At 62.6% G+C, this 21,266-nt stretch carries 13 protein-coding genes; 8 read left to right on the top strand and 5 right to left on the bottom strand.

Annotated elements, in window-relative coordinates:
- The first annotated feature begins 70 nt into the window (after positions 1 to 70).
- From ACTHNE_RS13255 to ACTHNE_RS13245, 3 genes are all read left to right on the top strand, one after another.
- The gene (locus ACTHNE_RS13255; protein ID WP_440269478.1) at positions 71 to 2,971 is read left to right on the top strand and encodes a TonB-dependent receptor plug domain-containing protein; all 2,901 of its coding nucleotides are present in this window, start codon (positions 71 to 73) and stop codon (positions 2,969 to 2,971) included.
- Positions 2,972 to 3,196: 225 nt separating this feature from the next.
- Positions 3,197 to 5,203 (top strand): enterotoxin, encoded by a 2,007-nt coding sequence (locus ACTHNE_RS13250; protein ID WP_440269477.1) that lies wholly within the window; start codon positions 3,197 to 3,199, stop codon positions 5,201 to 5,203.
- Positions 5,204 to 5,312: 109 nt separating this feature from the next.
- Positions 5,313 to 7,187, top strand: coding sequence for a beta-galactosidase (locus tag ACTHNE_RS13245; RefSeq protein ID WP_440269476.1), 1,875 nt, complete (start codon positions 5,313 to 5,315; stop codon positions 7,185 to 7,187).
- Positions 7,188 to 7,463: 276 nt separating this feature from the next.
- Here the strand turns inward: ACTHNE_RS13245 and xseA are convergent, their stop codons facing one another.
- Positions 7,464 to 8,828, bottom strand: a complete 1,365-nt coding sequence (xseA, locus tag ACTHNE_RS13240) for an exodeoxyribonuclease VII large subunit (protein ID WP_440269475.1) — start codon at positions 8,826 to 8,828, stop codon at positions 7,464 to 7,466.
- Between the two features lie 148 nt (positions 8,829 to 8,976).
- Positions 8,977 to 10,428, bottom strand: coding sequence for a phospholipase D-like domain-containing protein (locus ACTHNE_RS13235; protein ID WP_440269474.1), 1,452 nt, complete (start codon positions 10,426 to 10,428; stop codon positions 8,977 to 8,979).
- Between the two features lie 148 nt (positions 10,429 to 10,576).
- Here ACTHNE_RS13235 and ACTHNE_RS13230 point away from each other — a divergent pair, with 148 nt between their 5' ends.
- Positions 10,577 to 12,523: an acetyl-CoA hydrolase/transferase C-terminal domain-containing protein gene (locus ACTHNE_RS13230; protein ID WP_440269473.1), complete on the top strand. Its 1,947-nt coding sequence runs from the start codon at positions 10,577 to 10,579 to the stop codon at positions 12,521 to 12,523.
- A 274-nt stretch (positions 12,524 to 12,797) separates the two neighbouring features.
- Positions 12,798 to 13,607, top strand: coding sequence for an HD-GYP domain-containing protein (locus tag ACTHNE_RS13225; RefSeq protein WP_440269472.1), 810 nt, complete (start codon positions 12,798 to 12,800; stop codon positions 13,605 to 13,607).
- Between the two features lie 65 nt (positions 13,608 to 13,672).
- Here the strand turns inward: ACTHNE_RS13225 and aat are convergent, their stop codons facing one another.
- From aat to trxB, 3 genes are all read right to left on the bottom strand, one after another.
- Entirely contained in the window at positions 13,673 to 14,428 is a 756-nt protein-coding gene (gene aat, locus ACTHNE_RS13220; RefSeq protein WP_440269471.1) for a leucyl/phenylalanyl-tRNA--protein transferase, read from the bottom strand.
- Positions 14,425 to 15,567 (bottom strand): GNAT family N-acetyltransferase, encoded by a 1,143-nt coding sequence (locus ACTHNE_RS13215; protein ID WP_440269470.1) that lies wholly within the window; start codon positions 15,565 to 15,567, stop codon positions 14,425 to 14,427. The genes aat and ACTHNE_RS13215 overlap by 4 nt, the downstream gene beginning before the upstream one ends.
- Before the next feature lie 232 nt (positions 15,568 to 15,799).
- Complete coding sequence (gene trxB, locus ACTHNE_RS13210; protein WP_324944144.1) at positions 15,800 to 16,759, bottom strand: thioredoxin-disulfide reductase; 960 nt, start codon at positions 16,757 to 16,759, stop codon at positions 15,800 to 15,802.
- Between the two features lie 249 nt (positions 16,760 to 17,008).
- On the opposite strand from trxB, the gene ACTHNE_RS13205 reads away from it, so the two are divergent.
- The 3 genes from ACTHNE_RS13205 (at position 17,009) to ACTHNE_RS13195 (ending at position 21,192) form a co-directional block, all read left to right on the top strand.
- Positions 17,009 to 19,339 carry a DNA translocase FtsK gene (locus ACTHNE_RS13205; protein ID WP_324944147.1) on the top strand — a complete coding sequence of 777 codons (2,331 nt, stop codon included), beginning with the start codon at positions 17,009 to 17,011 and terminating at the stop codon, positions 19,337 to 19,339.
- Positions 19,340 to 19,578: 239 nt separating this feature from the next.
- Positions 19,579 to 20,244, top strand: a complete 666-nt coding sequence (gene lolA / locus ACTHNE_RS13200) for an outer membrane lipoprotein chaperone LolA (RefSeq protein ID WP_440269469.1) — start codon at positions 19,579 to 19,581, stop codon at positions 20,242 to 20,244.
- A gap of 255 nt (positions 20,245 to 20,499) precedes the next feature.
- Positions 20,500 to 21,192, top strand: coding sequence for a YoaK family protein (locus ACTHNE_RS13195; protein WP_440269468.1), 693 nt, complete (start codon positions 20,500 to 20,502; stop codon positions 21,190 to 21,192).
- The last annotated feature ends 74 nt before the right edge of the window (positions 21,193 to 21,266 follow it).

Raw genomic sequence — 21,266 nt, 5'->3', positions numbered from 1 at the left:
TTGCCGCAAGAAACACCTGGCGCTGCAGGTGGCCCTGGTTTTGGCCGGCGTTTCCTGCACGGGATATGCCATGGCGCAAAGCACGACCGACAGCAGTACCCAAACCCATGACGGCAACCAGGCGTCCCGCAAGAAGGCCGTCAACCTGCAGGCGATCACGGTGACCGGTTCCAACATCCGCAGCGTGGATGTGGAAAACGCACAGCCGGTGGTGACGATCAGTTCCGAAGATATCCAGAAGCAGGGCTTCGCCACCGTCGGCCAGTTGCTGCAGAACGTTTCGTCGATGTCGCCGCCGGATCTCAGCCGCTCAGCGCCGGGCGACCTGGGCCCTAACCAGGGCGGCGCCTTTATCGACCTGCGCGGCCTGGGCGCGATGCGCACGCTGGTGCTGGTGGATGGCCAGCGTATCGGCGCGGCACATGGCGGGTACACCAACATCAACGTGATTCCCACCGCAATCGTGGATCATATCGACGTGCTCGCCACCGGCGCCTCGGCGGTGTACGGTTCGGACGCGATCGCTGGCGTGATCAACATCATCACCAAGAAGAACTTCAACGGGGTGCAGCTCGATACCTATAACGGCCAGTACATGCCGCACAGCGATGGTCGCCAGACGCAAAGCAGCGTGACGTTCGGCAAAAGCACCGACCGGTTCGGCATTGTTTTCAGCGTTTCCTACCAGAACCAGAGCCCGGTGTGGGCGAACAACCGGCCGTTCTCCGCCTATCCGTACACGGCGCAGCATCCGTATTACGGCTTGAGCCAGTACGGCACGCAGCCGCAGATCCGCAACGCGCCCAGTTCATTCGCGGGAGGAGGGCGGCTGGTGCTCAATCCAGGCGGTGATCCGATGAATCCGGCCGATTACCACGCCTTCGTGCATCCCACGTACGGCCCCGATGGCGACATCGTCAACCCCGGCGACCAGACCTACAACAACAATGCCGACCGCCGCACGATGGTGCTGACTGCCGACCGCACCAAGAACCTGTACCTGGATACGCACTACAAAATTACCGACAACATCACCTTCAAGTTCAACTACGGCTACAACGCGGACTACGAATACGCCAAGTCCGGCGCGCCGCTGTTCTACTCCGGCATGGGCGGGCACAGCGCGTTCCCGTCGCTGCTTTCCAGGTACAGCTATTACAACCCGGTGTATGGCGTGAAGGACCTGAGCATCGCCCAGCGCATCACCGAGGACAGCTACCGCAGCTACAACAATCCCAAGAATTACCGCTACAGCTTCGGCGTGGATGGCGTGTTCAGCCTGGGCGAGCACCAGTTCAACTGGGACGTCTACATGTACGACAGCAAGATCAGTGGCGTGAACGTGCGCACCGGTTACTTCAATCTCGTTAATGTCGCCAATGCGCTGGGGCCGTCTTTCCTGCAGAACGGCAGCGTGGTGTGCGGTACGCCGGGCAACGTGATTGCCGGCTGCGTGCCGATCAATCCGCTGGCGCCCCTTACGCCGCAAATGCTCAACTACATCGCGATCGACAGCGTAGAGCATTACGGCAGCAACGAGCGCGCGTGGGTGGCGGATTTCGGCGGCGATCTGTTCGCCTTGCCGGGCGGCGACCTGACCTTTTCCACCGGCGTGCAGCATCGTGACGAATCCGGCTACGACAGCCCCGATCCGTTCGCCTATACCGGCAGTTCCACCGATGGCGGCGTCGCGCCGAACAGTGGCGCCTACAACCTCAACGAGGCGTACGCGGAAATCAACGCGCCATTGCTGAAAGACCTGCCCGGTGCGCAAAGCGTGAGCATCGACGTGGCCACGCGCTATTCGCACTACAGCAACTTCGGCAGCACCACCAACAGCTCGTTCAAGCTCACCTGGAAGCCGATCGACGACCTGCTGGTGCGCGCCAGTTATGGCACGGGCTTCCGTGCGCCGACCGTCAACGACCTGTATCAGGGCCGCTATCCGGCGGGCACGTTCACCGATCCGTGCGATGCGGTGTACGGTCCTTCCGCTTATGGACAAAGCCCGATCGTGGCGCAGCGTTGCCTTACCGGCTACGGCGGCCTACCTGGCGTGCCGGCCAATTTCCGCCAGACCGACAACACCGGCGTACCGATCAACGCGCCCAGCGGATCGGGCTACATGCCGAGCACCAACTGGACCGGCGGCAACCCCAAGCTGCGGCCGGAGACCTCGTACAACGGCGACATCGGCCTGGTCTACAGTCCTTCATGGCTGCCCGGTTTCGACGCTACCGTCGACTGGTGGAGCTACAACATCCGCAACCTGATCACCGGCATCAGCAACGACCAGCTCATCGCCGATTGCTATCAGTACAGTATTCAATCCGCTTGCGGGCAGTTCCAGCGCGATCCGGCTACCGGGCAGATCATCAACTTGTTGAACCTGGAAACCAATGCCGGCTGGATGAAGGAGCGCGGTTACGACTTCTCCGTCAACTATCGTTTTCCGGAAACGCGCATCGGCAAGTTCAAGCTGGGCATGAACGGCACCTACCTCACCTCGTTCAACATGCTGCCGACGGTCGGCTCCAACATCGTCTACATGGCCGGCAACACGCAGAACTTCTACAGCGCATGGCGCCTGCGCGGGAACGTCACCTTGAACTGGAGCTGGCATGATTTCGGTGCCAGCTGGACGGCGCGGTATTTTTCACCCTACAAGTCCAACTGCGCGTTCGATCCGTCGCTGGGCGTCACCGCCTTTCCGTGTACCTTGCCGAACTATTACGCACCGGGCGTGGGCGTGATGCCGCAGACGCAGGTTCCATCGGTAACGTTCAACGACGTGCAGGTGTACTGGAACGCGCCGTGGAATGCGACGATCTCGCTGGGAGCGAACGATATCTTCAATCGCGTAAGCCCGAATGTGTATGGTGGCTATGCAAGCGGCGATACACCGTTCGACTTCAACTCCTCGTATGACTTGGGAAGGTTTGTGTATATGCGGTATCAGCAGCGGTTTTGATGTTTTTTGCTCCCTCCCCTGCATGCAGGGGAGGGTTGGGTGGGGTGAAGCAACCTCGCTGCAATATTTGCTATGACCTCACCGTCATTCCGGCGAACGCCGGAATCCAGTTTTAATACGTCGTGCGCAGCACTCGAAATAAATGTTGTGTCCTTCGGACGGCATATTTGCACTGGATTCCGGCTTTCGCCGGAATGACGGTGAGGCTTGACATGAGGCTTTTGCATGTATCGAAAACACTATAAAAAAGCATTGGCTACGAGCCTGCTATCCACATGGCTAGGCCTGGCGCACGCCAATGACACCGTCGTTCTCAACCCAGGCGCGCCCACCTACACACTTGCCCAAGGTGAGGCGAATTTCGGCAATGCCGCCATCGTTGCCCACTGGATCGTCGCCGACGGCAAGCTTTCCAGTATCACCATCACCGATCGCGACGATGGCCAGTTGCTGAAGGTGGACGACCTCTTCGCCCTGCAACTACCCAACAAGCAATCCATCAAGGCGAGCGACATGCACCTGCTGTCGCAGTCAATGGAGCGCACGCTTCCTGTCGATCCGAAAGCATCCAAGCTCGCCGATCGCCTGCCGGGCAAGGCCATCAGCGCCATGTTCGGCGATGCGGACAACCGCTTGCGCATCGACTGGCAGCTGCTGCAGCGCGAAGGTTCGCCGTACCTGCGCGAAATCGTGACCATTACCGCCTTGAAGCAGGACGAACCGCTCACCAGCGTCTCGCTGCTGCCTTCGAGCATCGACCACGCCGAAGTGGAAGGCGTGGTGAAAGGTTCGCCGGTGGTGGCGGGCAATGTCTATCTGGGGCTGGAAAATCCGCTTTCCGATAGCGAAGCGCGTGGCAAACATGTGGTGCTGTCGATGCCGCGCACGCTGCCGTTGCGCAAAGGCCAGTCGATCACATATTCGGCCGTTGTCGGTGTGGTGCGAGAGGGGCAACTGCGCCGCGATTTCGCCACCTACGTAGAACGCGAGCGGGCGCATCCGTATCGACCGTTTCTGCACTACAACTCGTGGTACGACATCGGCTACTTCACGCCCTATACCGAGGCCCAGGCGCTGGATCGCATCCATGCGTTCGGCGAGGAGCTGAGCGTGAAGCGCGGCGTGAAGCTCGATTCCTTCCTGTTCGACGATGGCTGGGACGATCGCTCCGGCAGTTGGAACTTCAGCAAGGATTTCCCGCGCGGATTCGTGCCGTTGCGCGAGGCTGCGGCGAAATATGGCGCAGCGCCAGGCATGTGGTTGTCGCCTTGGGGCGGTTACAGCAAGCCCAAGGAAGAGCGTGTAAGGAGCGGCAAGGCCGCTGGCTACGAGATCGTCAACGACGGCCTGGCGCTGTCGGGACCGAAATATTACCAGCGCTTTCACGACGTAGTGATCGGCCTGCTGAACCACGACGGCATCAATCAGTTCAAGTTCGACGGTACCGGCAATGCGGACAGCGTGTTTCCGGGCAGCCGCTTCGACAGCGATTTCGCCGCGGCAATCGAACTGATCAAGGACATCCGTACCGACAAGCCCGACACCTTCATCAACCTCACCACCGGGACCTGGGCCTCGCCGTTCTGGCTGCGTTACGCCGATTCGATCTGGCGCGGCGGCGAGGATGACTGGCATGCCGGCGTCGGCACCGAACGCGAACAGTGGATCACCTACCGCGACCAGCAGACTTACGAAAACGTGGTGATCCAGGGGCCGCTGTATCCGCTCAACTCGCTGATGCTCCACGGCATCATCTACGCGCAGATGAACAAGCGGCTAAATACCGATCCGGGCCATGATTTCGCCAATGAGGTGCGCTCCTACTTCGCCACCGGCACGCAGTTGCAGGAGCTGTACATCACGCCCTCGCTGCTCGGCAAAGACGATTGGGACGTATTGGCCGAGGCTGCGAAATGGTCGCGCGCGAATGCTGAGGTGCTGCGCGATACGCATTGGATCGGCGGCGATCCGGGAAGGCTGGATGTCTATGGCTGGGCCGCATGGTCGCCAGGCAAATCGATCATCACCTTGCGCAATCCGGATGCACGTGCGCAGGCCGCCGTGATCGATCTGCAGCGGCAGCTGGAGTTGCCCAAGGGGGCGGCACGTCGCTTCATGGTGCGCGACGTATGGCATCGCGGTGGCGACGTGCCGACGCAACTGGATGCCGACCGCGTGAGCACGATCACGCTGGCGCCGTTCGAGGTATTGACCCTGGAACTGACGCCTTGAGGTACGCTCATACGCTTGTCGCTTGCGCAATCTGCTCCCTCACCTACGTGTAGTAGGGGAGGGAGCCAAGCGTCGCAGCGCGCATTCGCCATTTTCAGGTGAGGAGTTCATGCAACGACGCGATTTTCTTCGATTCACTCTGCTGACGCCGTTCGCGACAGCGCGCCCGGTGCTCGCCGCCGAAACGCTCGGCAAGCCTGCCATCGAAGTGTTACCGGATGGCAAGCCGCATCGCTTCGAACTGGGCCGCAAGCAATTCCTGCTCGACGGCGCGCCGTTCCAGATCCGCAGCGGCGAGATGCACCCCGCGCGCATCCCCAACGACTACTGGCGACACCGTATCCACATGGCCAAGGCGATGGGCCTCAACACCATCGCGATCTGCCTGATGTGGAACTACTTCGAAAGCGAACCGGGCGTGTTCGACTTCAGCACCGAGAATCGCGATTTCGTGCGCTTCATCAAGCTGTGCCAGGCGGAAGGGATGTGGGTGTATCTGCGCCCGGGCCCTTACGTTTGCGCCGAATGGGATCTGGGCGGTTTGCCGGCCTATCTGTTGCGTGATCCTTCCATTCGCGTGCGCAGCAAGGATGATGCGCGCTATATGCAGGCCGTGCAGCGTTATATGGATGCGGTAGGGCCAAAGATCGCGCCGTTGATGGCGAGCCGTGGCGGTCCGATTCTGATGGTGCAGATCGAGAACGAGTACGCCTCCTTTGGCCATGACCTGCCCTATCTTTTGCGCTTGCGCACGATGTGGCAAGCGCATGGGATCGACGGTCCATTTTCGATTGCCGATGGCCTGGGCGAGTTGCAGAAGGCCGGCACCTATGTGCCCGGCGCCGCGCTGGGGCTGGATGGTGATACGGATTTCGTCGCCGCGCAGACCATGGCCGGCGATGCGCCGGTGTGGATGAGCGAAGGCTATCCCGGCTGGCTTACGCACTGGGGAGATCTGACGTTCCAGCGCGGAAACTATCTGCCGACGTTGCGCAAGCTGATGGAAGAGGGCCGCTCTTTCAATATGTATATGGTGCACGGCGGCACCAATTTCGGCTTCAACGCTGGCGCCAATGCGCGCAATGACTATGCCGATTTCGAGCCGGTGATCACCAGCTACGACTACGGCGCGCCGATCAATGAACGCGGCGAGCCCACGCGCGATTACCATGCCTTCCGTAAAGCCATTGCCGAGCATTTACCGCATGCTCCGGCCCAGTTGCCGCCACCGGTGCCGCTTGCGCATTTTCCTGAATTGATCGCGCAGCCCTACGCATCGATCTGGGACAACCTGCCGTTGCCGTCGCGGCTGGTGAAGAAGCCCGACCCGAACGAAATCCTGTTCGCGCAGAACCAGGGCATGGTGGTGTATCGCAAGACGCTGTTGAACGGCGGCATGCTCAATATGGAAGGCCTGCGCGACTACGGCACAGTGTTCAGCGACAGCAAGTATCTGGACTACGTCTCGCGCATCACCAAGCCCGGTTTGCACGTGAAGCACTACGTGGATATTCCACCGCCGGCTAACGGCGCGGGCACGACGGTGGAGATCCTGGTCGACAGTTTCGGCCACGTGGGTTACGGCCAGGCGATGTACGACTTCAAGGGCATCGTCGGCGCGGTAACGCTGGATGGCGAGGAGTTGCAAGGCTGGCAGGCGCATAGCTTGCCGCTGGACGATGCGTATATCGCGGGCCTGCCGCCGATGCGGGCCGATTCACCCTCGCGCTTGCGCCCCGGCATGTTCTTCAAGGCGGTTTTTATGCTCGACAAGGCGGGCGATTGTTATATCGACATGAGCGACTGGGACAAAGGCTACGTGTGGATCAATGGCCATCTGTTGGGACGTTACTGGCGCATCGGCCCGCAGCAGCGCTTGTATTGCCCGGCGCCATGGCTGTCGCGCGGACGCAATGAGCTGCTGGTGTTCGACATGCACAAGGTGATGCCCACGGCGATACGCTGCAGCGACAGATTGGCGTAGGTTGGGGTGCCAACCCTGATATATCCCCACGTTTTTTCGTTTGGTGCATATGTGCCCGAAATGCCGTCATTCCCGCGAAAGCGGGAATCTATCTTTGCTTTTGCATCAGAGCAGATGGATTGACCAGCATTCGCTGTTGAAAAGCGCCTCCGCTTTCGCGGGAATGACGGCCCAGTAATCTGGAAGATCATGTGCAAGGTGTATAGCTCGCTGATTTTATTGAAATCATCGAGCAAAAAAACGTGGGGATACGTCAGGGTTTGCACCCCAACCTACTTATTCCTTGCTGACACGCAACGGCAATTCGCCGTCCGCCAATTTCGCCTTCAACGGCGTATCCACCGCCACGCCATGCGCCGAACGCAACACCTTGCCCTGGGCATCGAACAGGATCGCGTAACCACGCTCCAACGTGGCCAGCGGGCTCACCGCATGCATCGCGCGCGCCGTCTGCTGCAAATTCAAGCGCTCGCGCTCCAGCTTGTGCAGCGTCATGCGGCGCAAATGTGAAGCATGTTGTTCAAGCTGTTGCTTGAGCATCGCCAGGCGTTGGCGCGGATGCTGCGCCAGCAATCGCGCATAAACGCGATCGAGGTGCACCGTCTTGCGCGTGACTTGCGCAAGACGGCAGGCGAGCAACTGGCGATGCAGGCGCTGCAGGCGATCACGGTCGCGCGCGAGCCGCGCCTGCGGGCGCTGCGCCTGCAGGCGCACCAGCAAATGATCGATGCGCTGGATGCGCGCCTGCAGGCGCCGCTCGTGATTGGCGGCGACGCGGCGATGCAACTGCTCCAACTGCCGGCGCAACGCGAGGATATCCGGCACCAGCAGTTCGGCCGCGGCCGAGGGCGTGGGCGCGCGCAAGTCGGCCACGAAATCGGCAATGCTGAAATCGATCTCATGCCCCACCGCGCTGACCACCGGTGTCGTGCTGGCGTGGATGGCGCGCGCGACCTGCTCGTCGTTGAAGGCCCCTAGGTCTTCCAGCGAGCCGCCGCCGCGCGTCAGCAGCAGCACGTCGTAGCGGCCGCAGGCGGCGGCTTTGCGCAACATCGCCACGATCGCCGGCGGCGCCTCGCGGCCTTGCACCGGCACCGGCAGCACGTCCACCTCGACCAGCGGCCAGCGCCGCGCCATCACGCTCAGCACGTCGCGTATGGCCGCGCCGGTCGCCGAGGTGATAACGCCGATGCGGCGCGCGAAACGGGGCAGGGGGCGCTTGCGTTCCTGCGCAAACAAACCTTCCGCATCCAGTTGCGCCTTCAGCCGTTCGAACTCGCGTTGCAGCGCGCCTTCGCCGGCCGGTTCCATATGCTCGGCCACCAACTGGAATTCGCCACGCGGTTCGTACAGGCCCACTCGCGCGCGCACCAGCACGTGCATGCCATCGGTGGGCTTGAAACGCAGCCATCCGCTCTTGGGCTTGAACATCGCGCAGCGCACCTGCGCCGCGCTGTCCTTCAGCGTGAAATAAAGATGACCGGAAGCAGGACGCGCCACGTTCGACAGTTCGCCCTCGATCCACACCAGCGGCAGCGCATCTTCCAGCAAGCCGCGCACCAGCCGGTTGAGCGTGCTGGGCGTGAGAATGTGCCGGGGCGGCTGGCCGGCACCTTCGCGGAAGTCGTCGGGCGCATGCATGGGGGCGGGAGACTAGCACGAAAGGCGCAATGGGCCTCGTGCAGTATCCGAACGCATCACGCGTACGGGCAGCTCGTAGGTTGGGGTGCAAATCCCAACATCGCGATGCATGGGAGACGGCAATGTTGGGGTTCGCCCCAACCTACATTCACTCGTCCGATTCGCGCATCTCGCGCAAGCGCTGCGCACGCCGCCTGCGCAATCGCCACGCGCGAATGCCGGTATTGATCGCAAACCATGCCGCGATCACGGCCAAGGGCCACGCCACCACAGCAGGCCAAAGCACGGCGGCGATCGCAAGCACCGTCAGCAGCAAGGTCACGCCCATCATCGCGCCGGTTTCGGTATCGCCCAGCACACGGCGATCGGTCAGCGCCGCGCCCATGGTATTGGCGATGCGCAGGGCGCCGGCGGCGGCGCGGCCGGAGCTGCCGCCGACGTGCTTGGGTTGCGGTGGCCGCGCTTCGCTGCTGCGCACGCGTTCGCCGCGGCGATAGCGGCGTGGCGCCAGTACGATCTCGGTGGCGTTTTCCAGGTCTTTTTCGTATTGCCGGGCCAGTTGCGAGGCGAAGCCCGCGTCTTCGATCGCCACGTCGATCTCGCGGTTGTTCAACCAGCTGGCGAGGTTGAGATTGGACGAACCGACGCGTGCCCATTGCCCATCCGCCACTGCAGTCTTGGCGTGCAGCATCGAGCCGTTCCATTCGAATACGCGGATGCCGGCCTTGAGCAGCGGCCGGTAGCCGGCGCGGGACATGCCGGCCACCAGCGGAATGTCGCTGGCGCCGGGCACCAGCAGGCGCACGTCCACGCCATCGCGTGCGGCGGCCGACAGCGCCTGCACATACGGAGCGACGCCGACGAAATACGCATCGGTCAGCCACAGCGTGCGGCGCGCCATCGCCGCGATCAGCTGATCGAGTCGATACATGCCGGCGGTGGCCGGTTGGGTGGCGATGACGCGCAAGGAAACGCTGCCTGCTTCGATGTGTTCGGGCACCGGCGCGTAGATGGGATGCGAACCCCCTGCGGCGATCCAGCTGTCGGCGAAGGCGGCTTCCAGTTCCAGCACGGCCGGGCCGCGCAAGGCCAGCCCGGTATCGCGCCACGGCGGCACCTTGCGCGCGGCATCGCCCAGCCACTTGGCGCTGATGCATACGCCGGAAAGAAATCCCAGCGTTCCATCTACCACCAACTGCTTGCGATGGTCACGGCTCATCCAGCCCAACGCCTGCCCAAGCTGCGGCGGATTGAACACGCACACTTTACCGCCGGCTTCACGCAAGGGTTTCCAGAGCGCGGAACGGGATTGCCCGAGGCAACCGAGCCAGTCGACGATCACGGCCACCTGCACGCCGCTGCGCGCGCGTTCGACCAGGGCGTCACGGAATGCGCGGCCCACCTCGTCGTCGCGGACGATGTAGTTCTCCAGCAATACGCGGTGCCGTGCCGCGCGGATCGCGGCCAGCCAGGCATCGAAGTGCTGCTGCGCGTCGATCAGCAGATCCACCCGGTTGCCGCCGAGCAAGGGCGCACCGGCAGCCCGGCTCAATGCCTGCTCGGCGAGTACGCGATTGGCGGTGGGCGGTGGCGTAGCCATGCAAAGAAACAGGGAATGGTGCGTAGGCGCGTAGGTTGGGTTAGCGCAGCGTAACCCAACGATCCGTCAAACATGATGGGATTCGGGTTGCGCGCGCCAACCCAGCCCACGCACTTCCCCGTCTCCCGCTTTCTGGCATGATCGCCCCATGTTGCCAGAGCAGCGTTTTACGGACACCGATGCCTGTGCGCAGCTGGTCGTCGAGCGGCTGGGAGCCGACCTGCGCGTCGCGGCGCCTTTGGGTTTAGGCAAGCCGCATGGATTGCTCAATGCGTTGTATGGCCTGATGCAGGCCGACACCTGGCGATCGATGACCTTGTATACCGCCTTGTCGCTGACCCGGCCGCGGCCCAAGAACAGCCTGGAAGCGCGCTTTCTCGATCCGTTCGTGGAACGGCATTTCGGCGCCGACTATGTCGATCCGCAGTACGCGCTCGACCAGATCCAGGGCAAGCTGCCGCCTAACGTGGCGGTGCACGAGTTCTACATGCAATCGGGTGCGTTGCTGCATTCGGGCAGTGCGCAGCGCAATTACATCAGCCAGAACTATACGCACGTGGCGCGTGATCTGGTCGTGCAGGACATCAACCTGCTGGTGCAGCTCGTCGCACGCCGCGAAACGCCTGCCGGCGTGCGCTACAGCCTGTCGTGCAATCCGGATCTCACGCTGGATTTTCTCGATCGCGTCAAGGCGGCCGGCAAGGCGCGTCCGCTGTGCGTGGCGGTGGTGCATCCGGCCTTGCCGTATATCGGCGGCGATGCGGAAGTGCCACAGGAATACTTCGATATCGAGCTCACACCGCCGTCGTCGCCTGCGCTGTTCGCCGTGCCCCGCTTGCCGGTGGATACTGCCGAATACGCGCTCGGCCTGCATGCCAGTGCGCTGGTGAAAGATGGCGGCTGCCTGCAGATCGGCATCGGCGCCTTGTCCGACGCCCTGGTCAAAGGGCTGCTATGGCGGCATCAGGATAACGTCGCCTGGCGCAAGACCTTGCTTGCGCTCGATCAAGGCGGCAACACGCACACCGTGGCGGGCCGCGTGGGTGGCCTGGGCAGTTTCAAGACCGGTTTGTACGGCTGCAGCGAAATGATCATGGATGGCCTGATGCACCTGGCCAAGGCCGGCGTGCTCAAACGCCGCAGCTGGGACAACCTGGCGCTGGAGCGCGCCGCCGCCGCGGGACGCCTGCCCGGCGACGTGCCCGGTGGCCATTACCTGCGCGGCGCGTTCTTCCTGGGTTCGCGCGATCTGTACGGCTGGCTGGAAACCGTCGCCGGCAGCGATGCGGATGCGATCGACATGTGCCCGGTTTCCAACGTCAACCAGCTCTATGGCGATCATCAGGCGCTGGCGAGCTTGCAGCGCCGCGGCGCGCGTTTCTTCAACACCTGCATGATGTCCACGCTGCTCGGCGCCGCGGTATCGGAGACGCTGGATGACGGGCACGTCGTCAGCGGCGTGGGTGGGCAATACAACTTCGTCGCCATGGCGCACGAACTGCCTGACGGACGATCCGTGCTGCTGCAGCGTGCGACTCGCCAGGGCAAGAACGGCGTGGAAACCAATATCCGCTGGCAATACGGGCAAGTCACCATTCCCCGTCACCTGCGCGACATCGTGGTGAGCGAATACGGCGTGGCCGACCTGCGCGGCAAAAGCGATAGCGAATGCATCGAGGCGATGCTGGCGATCTGCGATGCGCGCTTTATCGATGCGCTGGCGGCCGAAGCGAAATCGCACGGCAAGCTTGCTGCGGACTTCAAGCTTCCGGAAGTTTGGCGCAAGCATCGGCCCGAACTGTTGCACGAAGCCCTGGACAAGCCGATGCGCAAAGGGCTGTTGCCGAAGTTTCCGTTCGGCAGCGACTTCACCGAAACCGAACTGCGTCTGTTGCCGGCACTGGAATGGCTGCAATCATCCAGCGCCAATTGGAAGGGCAGGTGGAAATTGCTCAAGGCGTTGTGCCGTCCGGGCGAAGCGACCACCGAAGAGATCGTCGCGCTGGAACGAATGGGACTGTCGACAGCGACAAGACTGGGCGATCGTTTGCAACGCAGGCTATTGCAAGCGGCATTGCGTCGATCGTCACCGTAGGCTGGGTTAGCGCAGCGTAACCCAGCGTCACCGCTTCGAACGGCCGTACAGTCAAACCACATGATGAATTGCGCAAACCCGCACACCATGCTTCACTGCGGCAATGGCAGAATGCCTATTCGACGACACCACAGGGGGAAGCAAGGTCGTGGCCTTGGCAACAATTCATGACAGCATTTGCTCCCATGCAATGACATGGCAGGGCCTGCGGTTCGCGACGTGCGAATGGATCTCTTTTCGCTTGCGGGGCGTGTTTGCCTAGCGTGCGCCAACCGTGAAAAGACTCAGCCCGCAATTGCGCACCGCCGGCACCTATGTGCTGGTCTCGGCGATCTACATATGGGTGTCCGGCCATGTGCTGGGCAGTCTGGTGCATGATCCGCGCCGCATCGTGCTCTATCAGATCCTCAAAGGTTGGCTGTTCGTGCTGGGCACCGGCCTGTTGCTGTACTGGATGATCGGCCGCACCGTGCACCGCCTGGCCGACGCCAACCAACGCTTGCTCGACAGCCACGAGCAAGCTTTGCGCGTGCTGGTGGGCGCCATGGACATCCGCCACAAGGAAACCAGCGACCACTCCGAGCGTGTGGTGCGCATGGCGCTGGGCCTGGCGAAACTGGCCGGGCTGGAAGGCGATGCCTTGCGCGATGTGAAGTTCGGCGCACTGCTGCACGACATCGGCAAGCTGGCCTTGCCCGATGTCATCCTGATCAAGCCGGGCAAGCTGGACGAGGACGAAACCCTGGTGATGCGCACGCATCCCCGCCTGGGTTACGAGATGTTGCAACGGATCGATTTTTTGCACGGCGCCAGCGCCATTCCCTACAGCCATCACGAGCGCTGGGACGGCACCGGTTATCCGCAGGGGTTGAAAGGCGAAGACATTCCGATCGCTGCGCGCATCTTCAGCGTGGTGGACGTATGGGATGCGCTGAGCTTTCCGCGCGTCTACAAACCCGCATGGCCCGAACCGGACGTGCTGCATTATCTGCGCGAGGCCGCCGGCGGGCAGCTCGATCCGCATCTGGTGAAGTTGTTTCTGGACAACTATGCCGAGCTGAAAGGGCTGGCGCTGAACCCGTGACGCACGAGGTAGGCTGGAACGTCAATCCCAGCTTTCCGGCATGATGCTGGGATTTTCATCCCAGCCTACGGTTGAGCCGATGCGAAGGGATGGTCGTTTTCAAGGATGCATTGCGCCGACATCGGCGCAACGTTTTTCCAACACCGCACATCGAACGGCGCAGCCACCAGCATCGAAACCTGCTGCAAGAACACCTCACGCGGTATTTCCACCGCACCCAGCCCCAGCAAATGCGGATTGCTCACTTGCGCATCGATCAGCGGGCATTCCCACTCGCGCAGCAGCGCGGCCAGTGCGCAAAGCGCCAGCTTCGAGCCACCGCTGCGCGCGCTGAACATCGATTCCCCGCAGAACAATCGGCCGATGGAAACGCCGTACACGCCGCCGACCAGACGCTCTTGCTCCCACACTTCCACGCTGTGCGCATGGCCCATGTCGTGCAGGGTGCCATACGCCTCGATCATGGCCGGACTGATCCAGGTGCCGACCTGGCCGGCGCGCGGTGCTGCGCAGGCCCGCATTACCTGCCGAAACGCGCGATCCACGCTTACGTGCCAATCTTTGCCTTTCAATGCTCGACGCAGGCTGCGATTCGGGCGCAGTTCGTCGGTGAGGAACGCACAGCGCGGATCGGGTGACCACCACAGGGCCGGCTCGCCTTCGTTGAACCACGGAAAGATGCCTTGCGCATACGCCGCCAGCAGCCGCTGCGGTGAAAGATCGCCACCGAAGGCGAGCAAGCCATTGGGTTCGGCGAGCGCCTGTCGCGGATCGGGGAAGCGGTCCGGAAGCTGATCGTCGAGCCGGGGCAGGCGGATCATGGCCGGGTGGCGTAAGGGCTGTGGTCGAGCAATTCTTCGGCATAAGCGTCCATGCTCTGGCACTCGTGCGCAAGTGCGCGACGCACGGCGCTGCGAAAACCCTCATGCACCAGATAATGCCGCGAATGCGTGCGCACCGGCAAAAAGCCGCGCGCCAGTTTGTGCTCGCCTTGCGCACCCGGTTCGAAGCGCTGCAAACCTTGCGCGATCGCGTATTCGATGCCCTGGTAATAGCACAGCTCGAAATGCAGGTCCGGCACATCCACGCTGGCGCCCCAGTAGCGGCCGTAAAGCGTGGTAGCGCTGCGCAACATCAAGGCCATCGCAACGATCTCTTCGTCGTGCCAGGCCAGGGCAAGTTGCACGATGTTGCCGAACTCCTTGCGCAGGTATTGGAAGAACGCTTCGGTCAGTGCGGCGTGATTGCCTTTGGCGTCAAACGTGGATGCATATAGCGCATGCACGCGCCGCCATTCGCGCATGCCTAGTTCCGCGCCTCCGGCCATGGCGATGCGCAAGCCACGCTGCGCGACATGTTTGCGCTCATGTCGGATGTTCTTGCGTTTCTTGTGATTGAGTGCGGCAAGGAAGGCATCGAAATCGGCATAGCCGTGGTTATGCCAATGGAACTGCACGTCGTTGCGCGCCATCCAGTCCGCGCCGAATGCGGCCAGGTCTTCTTCGACAAGAAAGTTCGCATGCACGGACGATAGCTGCAGCCGCTGCGCCTGCTGTTGCATCGCTTCCACCAGCAATTCGCGCAATGCGGGATCGTTGCCGACCAGCAGGCGCGGCCCGGTCACGGGCGAGTAGGGCACGGCGTTGAGCAGCTTGGGGTAATACTCGCCGCCGGCCTGCTCCCACGCGCTGGCCCAGCTCCAGTCGAACACGAATTCGCCGTGCGAATTGCCTTTGAGGTACAGCGGCGCCGCAGCGATCAACACGCCTTTGCGATACAGCCCAAGGTGATGCGCTTGCCAGCCCCATTCCGGGCGAATGCAGCCGGTGCGTTCGAGGCCGGCGAGAAAGGCGTGCGAGAGGAAGGGATTGTCGTCCGGACGCAGCGCGTCCCACGCCGTGACGGCGATGTCGTCGATGCTTTCGTGGAAGCGGGCTTCGATCACTTTTTCGTCACCCAAAACATCGGGATCTACCTAATCCAGGTAGAGCTTGGCCTTGCCTCGGCGTCATTCCGGCGAAGGCCGGCATCCAGGTCAAACAAGCATCCGAAGGACACAAAACCGCTTTTGAGTGCTTCGCACAGCGCATCTAAACTGGATTCCGGCTTTCGCCGGAATGACGGTGAGGCACATCAGGTATTTCGATAGGTTATATCGATGTGCGTGTTCTTGAGCAGAAGGAGCATCAACCTCAAACCTTCACGCTCTGATCCAACCAACGCTCCGCATCCAGCGCCGCCATGCAGCCGAAGCCGGCCGAAGTCACCGCCTGGCGATACACATGGTCCGCCACGTCGCCCGCCGCGAACACGCCTGACACCGAGGTCATCGTCGCCATGCCTTCCAGGCCGCTCCTGATCTTGAGGTAACCGTCGTGCATGTCGAGCTGGCCTTCGAAGATGCCGGTGTTGGGCGTATGGCCGATCGCCACGAAGAAACCGGTGGCGGCGATGTCGCGCGTGGCGCCGCTGTTGATGTCCTTCACGCGTACGCCGGTCACGCCGGTGTTGTCGCCCAGCACTTCGGCGATGGTGTGGTTCCATACCAGTTCGATCTTGCCGGCGGCGGCTTTCTCGAACAGCTTATCCTGCATGATCTTCTCCGCGCGCAGCTTGTCGCGGCGATGTACCAGGTACACCTTGCGGCCGATGTTGGCCAGGTACAGCGCCTCTTCCACGGCGGTGTTGCCGCCGCCGACCACGACGACATCCTGGTCGCGGAAGAAGAAGCCATCGCAGGTGGCGCAAGCCGACACGCCCTTGCCCTTGAAGTGTTCCTCGCTGGGAATGCCAAGGTACTTGGCGGTGGCGCCGGTGGCGATGATCAGCGCGTCGCAGGTGTATTCGCCCGAGTCGCCTTTCAGGCGGAACGGACGCTGCTTGAGGTCGACCGAGTGGATGTGGTCGAACACCATCTGCGTTTCGAAGCGCTCGGCGTGTTCGGCCATGCGCTGCATCAGTTCGGGACCTTGCACACCGTTGACATCGCCAGGCCAGTTGTCGACTTCGGTGGTGGTCATCAGCTGTCCACCTTGTTGCAAGCCGGTGATCATGGTCGGCTTGAGGTTGGCGCGCGCCGCGTACACCGCAGCGGTGTAGCCGGCGGGACCGGAGCCGAGGATCAGCAGGCGGCTATGCTTGGGGGTGGTCATTGCTATAATCCTTAAGGGTTTGCTGGCAATTTGTAAGGTGGTTCTTGGGTTTGCGGAAACGTCCTGGCGGGCGCTCCGGGGAGTCCGCAAGGATGGGGAAGTCGCACAGCCTATTCAAGGTTGACGTGCGGGTACCGTTTCTGAACCTGACCTATGAACGACATCCGCCGCGCTCTCGCTATGTGGCCGGCACGCCTTGTTACACTGCATCGCGCATATCCATACATACCTTGAAGGAAACACACCCCGGTGGCGGCGCGTAGCGCAAACGTACGAAAAGCAAAGGAAAGGCCGGCCCTAAGCGAGGAGGTCAAGCGCCGCCTGCGCGAAGCCGGCGCGCTGCTGCTGCTGCCGTTGGCGCTATACCTGCTGGTATGCCTGCTCGGCTACGACCCGGCCGATCCGGGCTGGTCGCACGCCGACACCAGCGGCCACGTGCACAACCTCGGCGGCACCGTCGGCGCCTATTTCGCCGACTTGCTGCGCTATCTGTTCGGCGCAGTGGCGTATTGCTTCCCCTTGTTGTTGCTGTTCCTGGGCGTGCAGGTGCTGCGCAACCATGGCGTGCGCAGCGTGCAGCCGTGGGAGCCTTCGCTGCGCCTGATCGGCTCGGTGTTTTTCTTCATCACCGCGCCGGGGCTGTGCTGGATCATCTTCCGCGACAGCACCATGGCGCCCGAAGGGCCGGGCGGCGTGATCGGCCGCGGCGTCGGCCATGGCCTGCTCAGCGCGTTTGGCGACAAGGGCGCGCCGCTGTTCCTGCTGGCGATTTTCCTGGTCGCCATCACTTTCGCCACCGGGCTGTCCTGGTTCAAGTTGATGGACCTGATCGGACAGGGCGTGCTGAAACTCGCCGGCTGGTTCGGCGGCAAGCTGCGCAAGGCGCCCGAAGTGATCGCCGCGCACCAGGCGCGCGTCGAGCGCGAAGTGGTGAAGAAAACCGAGGCGATCAAGCAGGCCAAGCGCGAGCCGGTACGCATCGAGGCGCCCGCCGCGCCGGTGGTGAAAAGCGAGCGCGCGCGCGTGGAAACGCAGATTCCGCTGTTCGTCGGCGCCGCCCAGCCGGGCGAACTGCCGCCGCTGTCGCTGCTGGACGAAGCGCCGGAGCAGGGTCCCGGCTATTCCGAAGAAACGCTGGAAGTGCTCTCGCGCCAGGTCGAGCTGAAGCTGAAAGACTTCAAGATCGAAGCCAAGGTGGTGGGCGTGTATCCCGGCCCGGTGATCACGCGCTTCGAGCTGGAGCCCGCAGCGGGCGTGCGCGGCAGCCAGGTGTCGAGCCTGGACAAGGACATCGCGCGCGGCCTGTCGGTGGTCAGCGTGCGCGTGGTCGACGTGATTCCGGGCAAGAACGTGATCGGCCTGGAAATCCCCAACGCCAAGAAGCAGATCGTGTACCTGTCGGAGATTTTGCGCTCCGACAAATACGATCAGATGAAATCGCCGCTCACGCTGGCGCTGGGCAAGGACATCGGCGGCCGCGCGATGGTGGCCGATCTGGCCAAGATGCCGCATTTGCTGGTGGCCGGTACCACCGGTTCGGGTAAATCGGTGGCGGTGAACGCGATGGTGCTGAGCCTTCTGTACAAGGCCAGCGCCAAAGACGTGCGCATGATCATGATCGATCCGAAGATGCTGGAACTCTCGGTGTACGAGGGCATTCCGCACCTGCTTGCGCCGGTCGTCACCGACATGAAGGAAGCCGCCAACGCGCTGCGCTGGTGCGTGGCCGAGATGGAACGCCGCTACAAGCTGATGGCCGCGGTGGGCGTGCGTAACCTGGCCGGCTTCAACAAGAAAGTGAAGGACGCCGAGAACAACGGGCAGCCGATCCTGGACCCGCTGTTCAAGGCCAATCCCGACCTGCCCAACCAGGTGGCCGAGCCGCTGGAAACGCTGCCGTACATCGTGGTGATCATCGACGAATTCGCCGACATGATGATGATCGTCGGCAAGAAGGTCGAAGAACTCATCGCGCGCCTGGCGCAGAAGGCGCGTGCCGCCGGCGTACATCTGGTACTGGCCACGCAGCGCCCGTCGGTGGACGTGATCACCGGCCTGATCAAGGCGAACATCCCCACGCGCATCGCGTTCCAGGTGTCGAGCAAGATCGACTCGCGCACCATTCTTGACCAGTCCGGCGCCGAGACCCTGCTCGGCCACGGCGACATGCTCTACCTGCCGCCCGGCACCGCCACGCCCGAACGCGTGCACGGCGCCTTCGTCGACGACCACGAAGTGCACAACGTGGTGAACTGGCTGCGTGCGCAGGGCGCGCCGCAATACATCGAGGGCGTGCTGGAAGAAGTGCAGGCCACCGGCGACGGCAAGTTCATCAACGAATCGGGCCTGCCGCAGGATGGCGAAGAAGGCGGCGACGCCGAAGCGCAGCTCTACGACAAGGCCGTGCGCATCGTTACTGAAACCCGTCGTGCGTCGATCTCCGGCGTGCAGCGTCATCTGCGCATCGGCTACAACCGCGCCGCGCGCCTGATCGAGCAGATGGAGCAGGACGGCGTGGTGAGCGCACCGCTGCACAACGGCAACCGCGAGGTGCTGGCGCCGCCGCCGCCGAAACACTAAACCATACTACCGATGCCCGCCCCCTCCCCTACGTGTAGTAGGGGAGGGTCGGGGTGGGGTGAAGCAACCTCGCGGTGAACTCAAACAGTGCGGCGAGCTCGGACAACCCCACCCCAACCCTCCCCTGCTTGCAGGGGAGGGAGCAAGGCGTTGCATATGCACCATTGTGTTGGGGTTCGGCTTCGCCTGGGCCCAACCTACTATGCTTCGCATATCAGGCTTACCAGGAACGGGAATCCATGAAACGCCTTCACCTCGTCGCTTTTCTTTCCGCGCTTTTTCTGCTCGCCAGCAGCGTCGCCCAGGCGGCCGCCGGTCCGGCGCGCGCGCGGCTCAACGCCTTCGCACAAGGCCTGCATGCACTCTCCGGCAACTTCAGCCAAACCCTCATCGACCCCAACGGCAAGACCAGCAAGACCAGCAGCGGCACCCTGGTGCTGGAAGCACCACACCAGTTCCGCTGGGACACGCTGGCGCCGTACAAGCAGACCATCGTCGCCGACGGCAGCCGCGTGTGGCTGTACGATCCGGATCTGGAACAGGTCACCGTGCGCCGGCAGGACACCGAGGAAGCGCACAGCCCGCTGACCGTGCTCACCGATCTCTCGCAACTGGACAAGGCCTTTCACGTCACCGAACAGGGCGAGCACGACGGCCTGGTGTGGTTGCGGCTGACCTCTGCCGCGAAGGATCCGCAGTTCAGCTACGCCGACCTCGGTTTCGACGCAAACGGCCTGGCGCGCATGCAATTCAAGGACCAGCTCGGCGCCACCACCGATATCCGCTTTTCCAACTGGCAGCGCAATCCGCAAATTCCACCGCAGGATTTCAACTTCACGCCGCCCAAGGGCGCGGACGTGATCGGCGATTTGCCGGAACTGACCACGCAACCGCTGAAAAACTGATTTGGGGATGCTCCGATCCATTTGCGTAGGCGGCATGATGCCCAGTAGGCCCGCAGGGTGTGTTGCGCGGCGTAGGGAAGACTGGCCGTCTTGCCAAGCCGCGCGTCGCAGCCTGCGGGCCTACTGGACATCACCCTTCGGGCCGGTCCTGTTTGTCCGCATGCCTTCGGCCCATCGTCTCGACAGACGGCCAGTCTGCCTTCGCCAATGGTCCTGTGGCCTGCGAACAAACAGGACCGGTGACGCCCACGCAAAATGGATCGGAGCATCCCTAGCGTGATCCGCCAGTTGCCACGTTGGGCGTGGATCGGCGGCGGCCTGCTCGCCTTGGCCGCCGGGTGCATCAATGCGGTCGGTTATCTGTGTTTTCGTCATCAGCCGGTGACCCATCTCACCGGCACAAGCACCATGCTGGGCATCGCATTGGCGCATGGTGACAGGATGGAGTTGCTGCACTGGGCAGGAACCATCGCATCCTTCGTGCTCGGCGCGATGCTAAGCGGATTCATCGTGCAGCAGCGCACCTTGCAGCTCGGCCGCCGCTACGGCGTGGTGCTCACGATCGAATCGTTGCTGCTGTTTGCGGCCACGCCACTGATTCACGATGCGAAGGATCTGGGGCTTTATCTCGCCTCGGCCGCGTGCGGATTGCAGAACGCAATGGTCAGTACGTATAGCGGCGCAACGCTGCGCACCACGCATCTATCGGGCATCTTTACCGATCTGGGCATGTACCTCGGCCAACGCCTGCACGGCGAGAAAGTGGATACGCTGCGCATCCACGTCTGCCTGCTGGTGGCGAGCGCTTTCATTGCCGGTGCGACGCTGGGTGCGTTGGGTTTTACCTATGTCCAGGAGCGAGTGCTGCTCATACCCGCGGCGCTTACCGGCGTAGTGGGCCTGGGCTACGCCATCTATCGTCATTTCATCCTGCCGCGCCCCACGTAGGTTTGGGTGGAAAACCCCACAACTCCCACTCCATAAGGGAGGTACGTTGGGTTTTGACCCCCACCCACCAAGCA

It is taken from the genome of Dyella sp., assembly GCF_051954575.1.
Classification (GTDB): Bacteria; Pseudomonadota; Gammaproteobacteria; order Xanthomonadales; family Rhodanobacteraceae; genus Dyella_B.
This window is presented reverse-complemented; position numbering and strand designations above follow the sequence as displayed.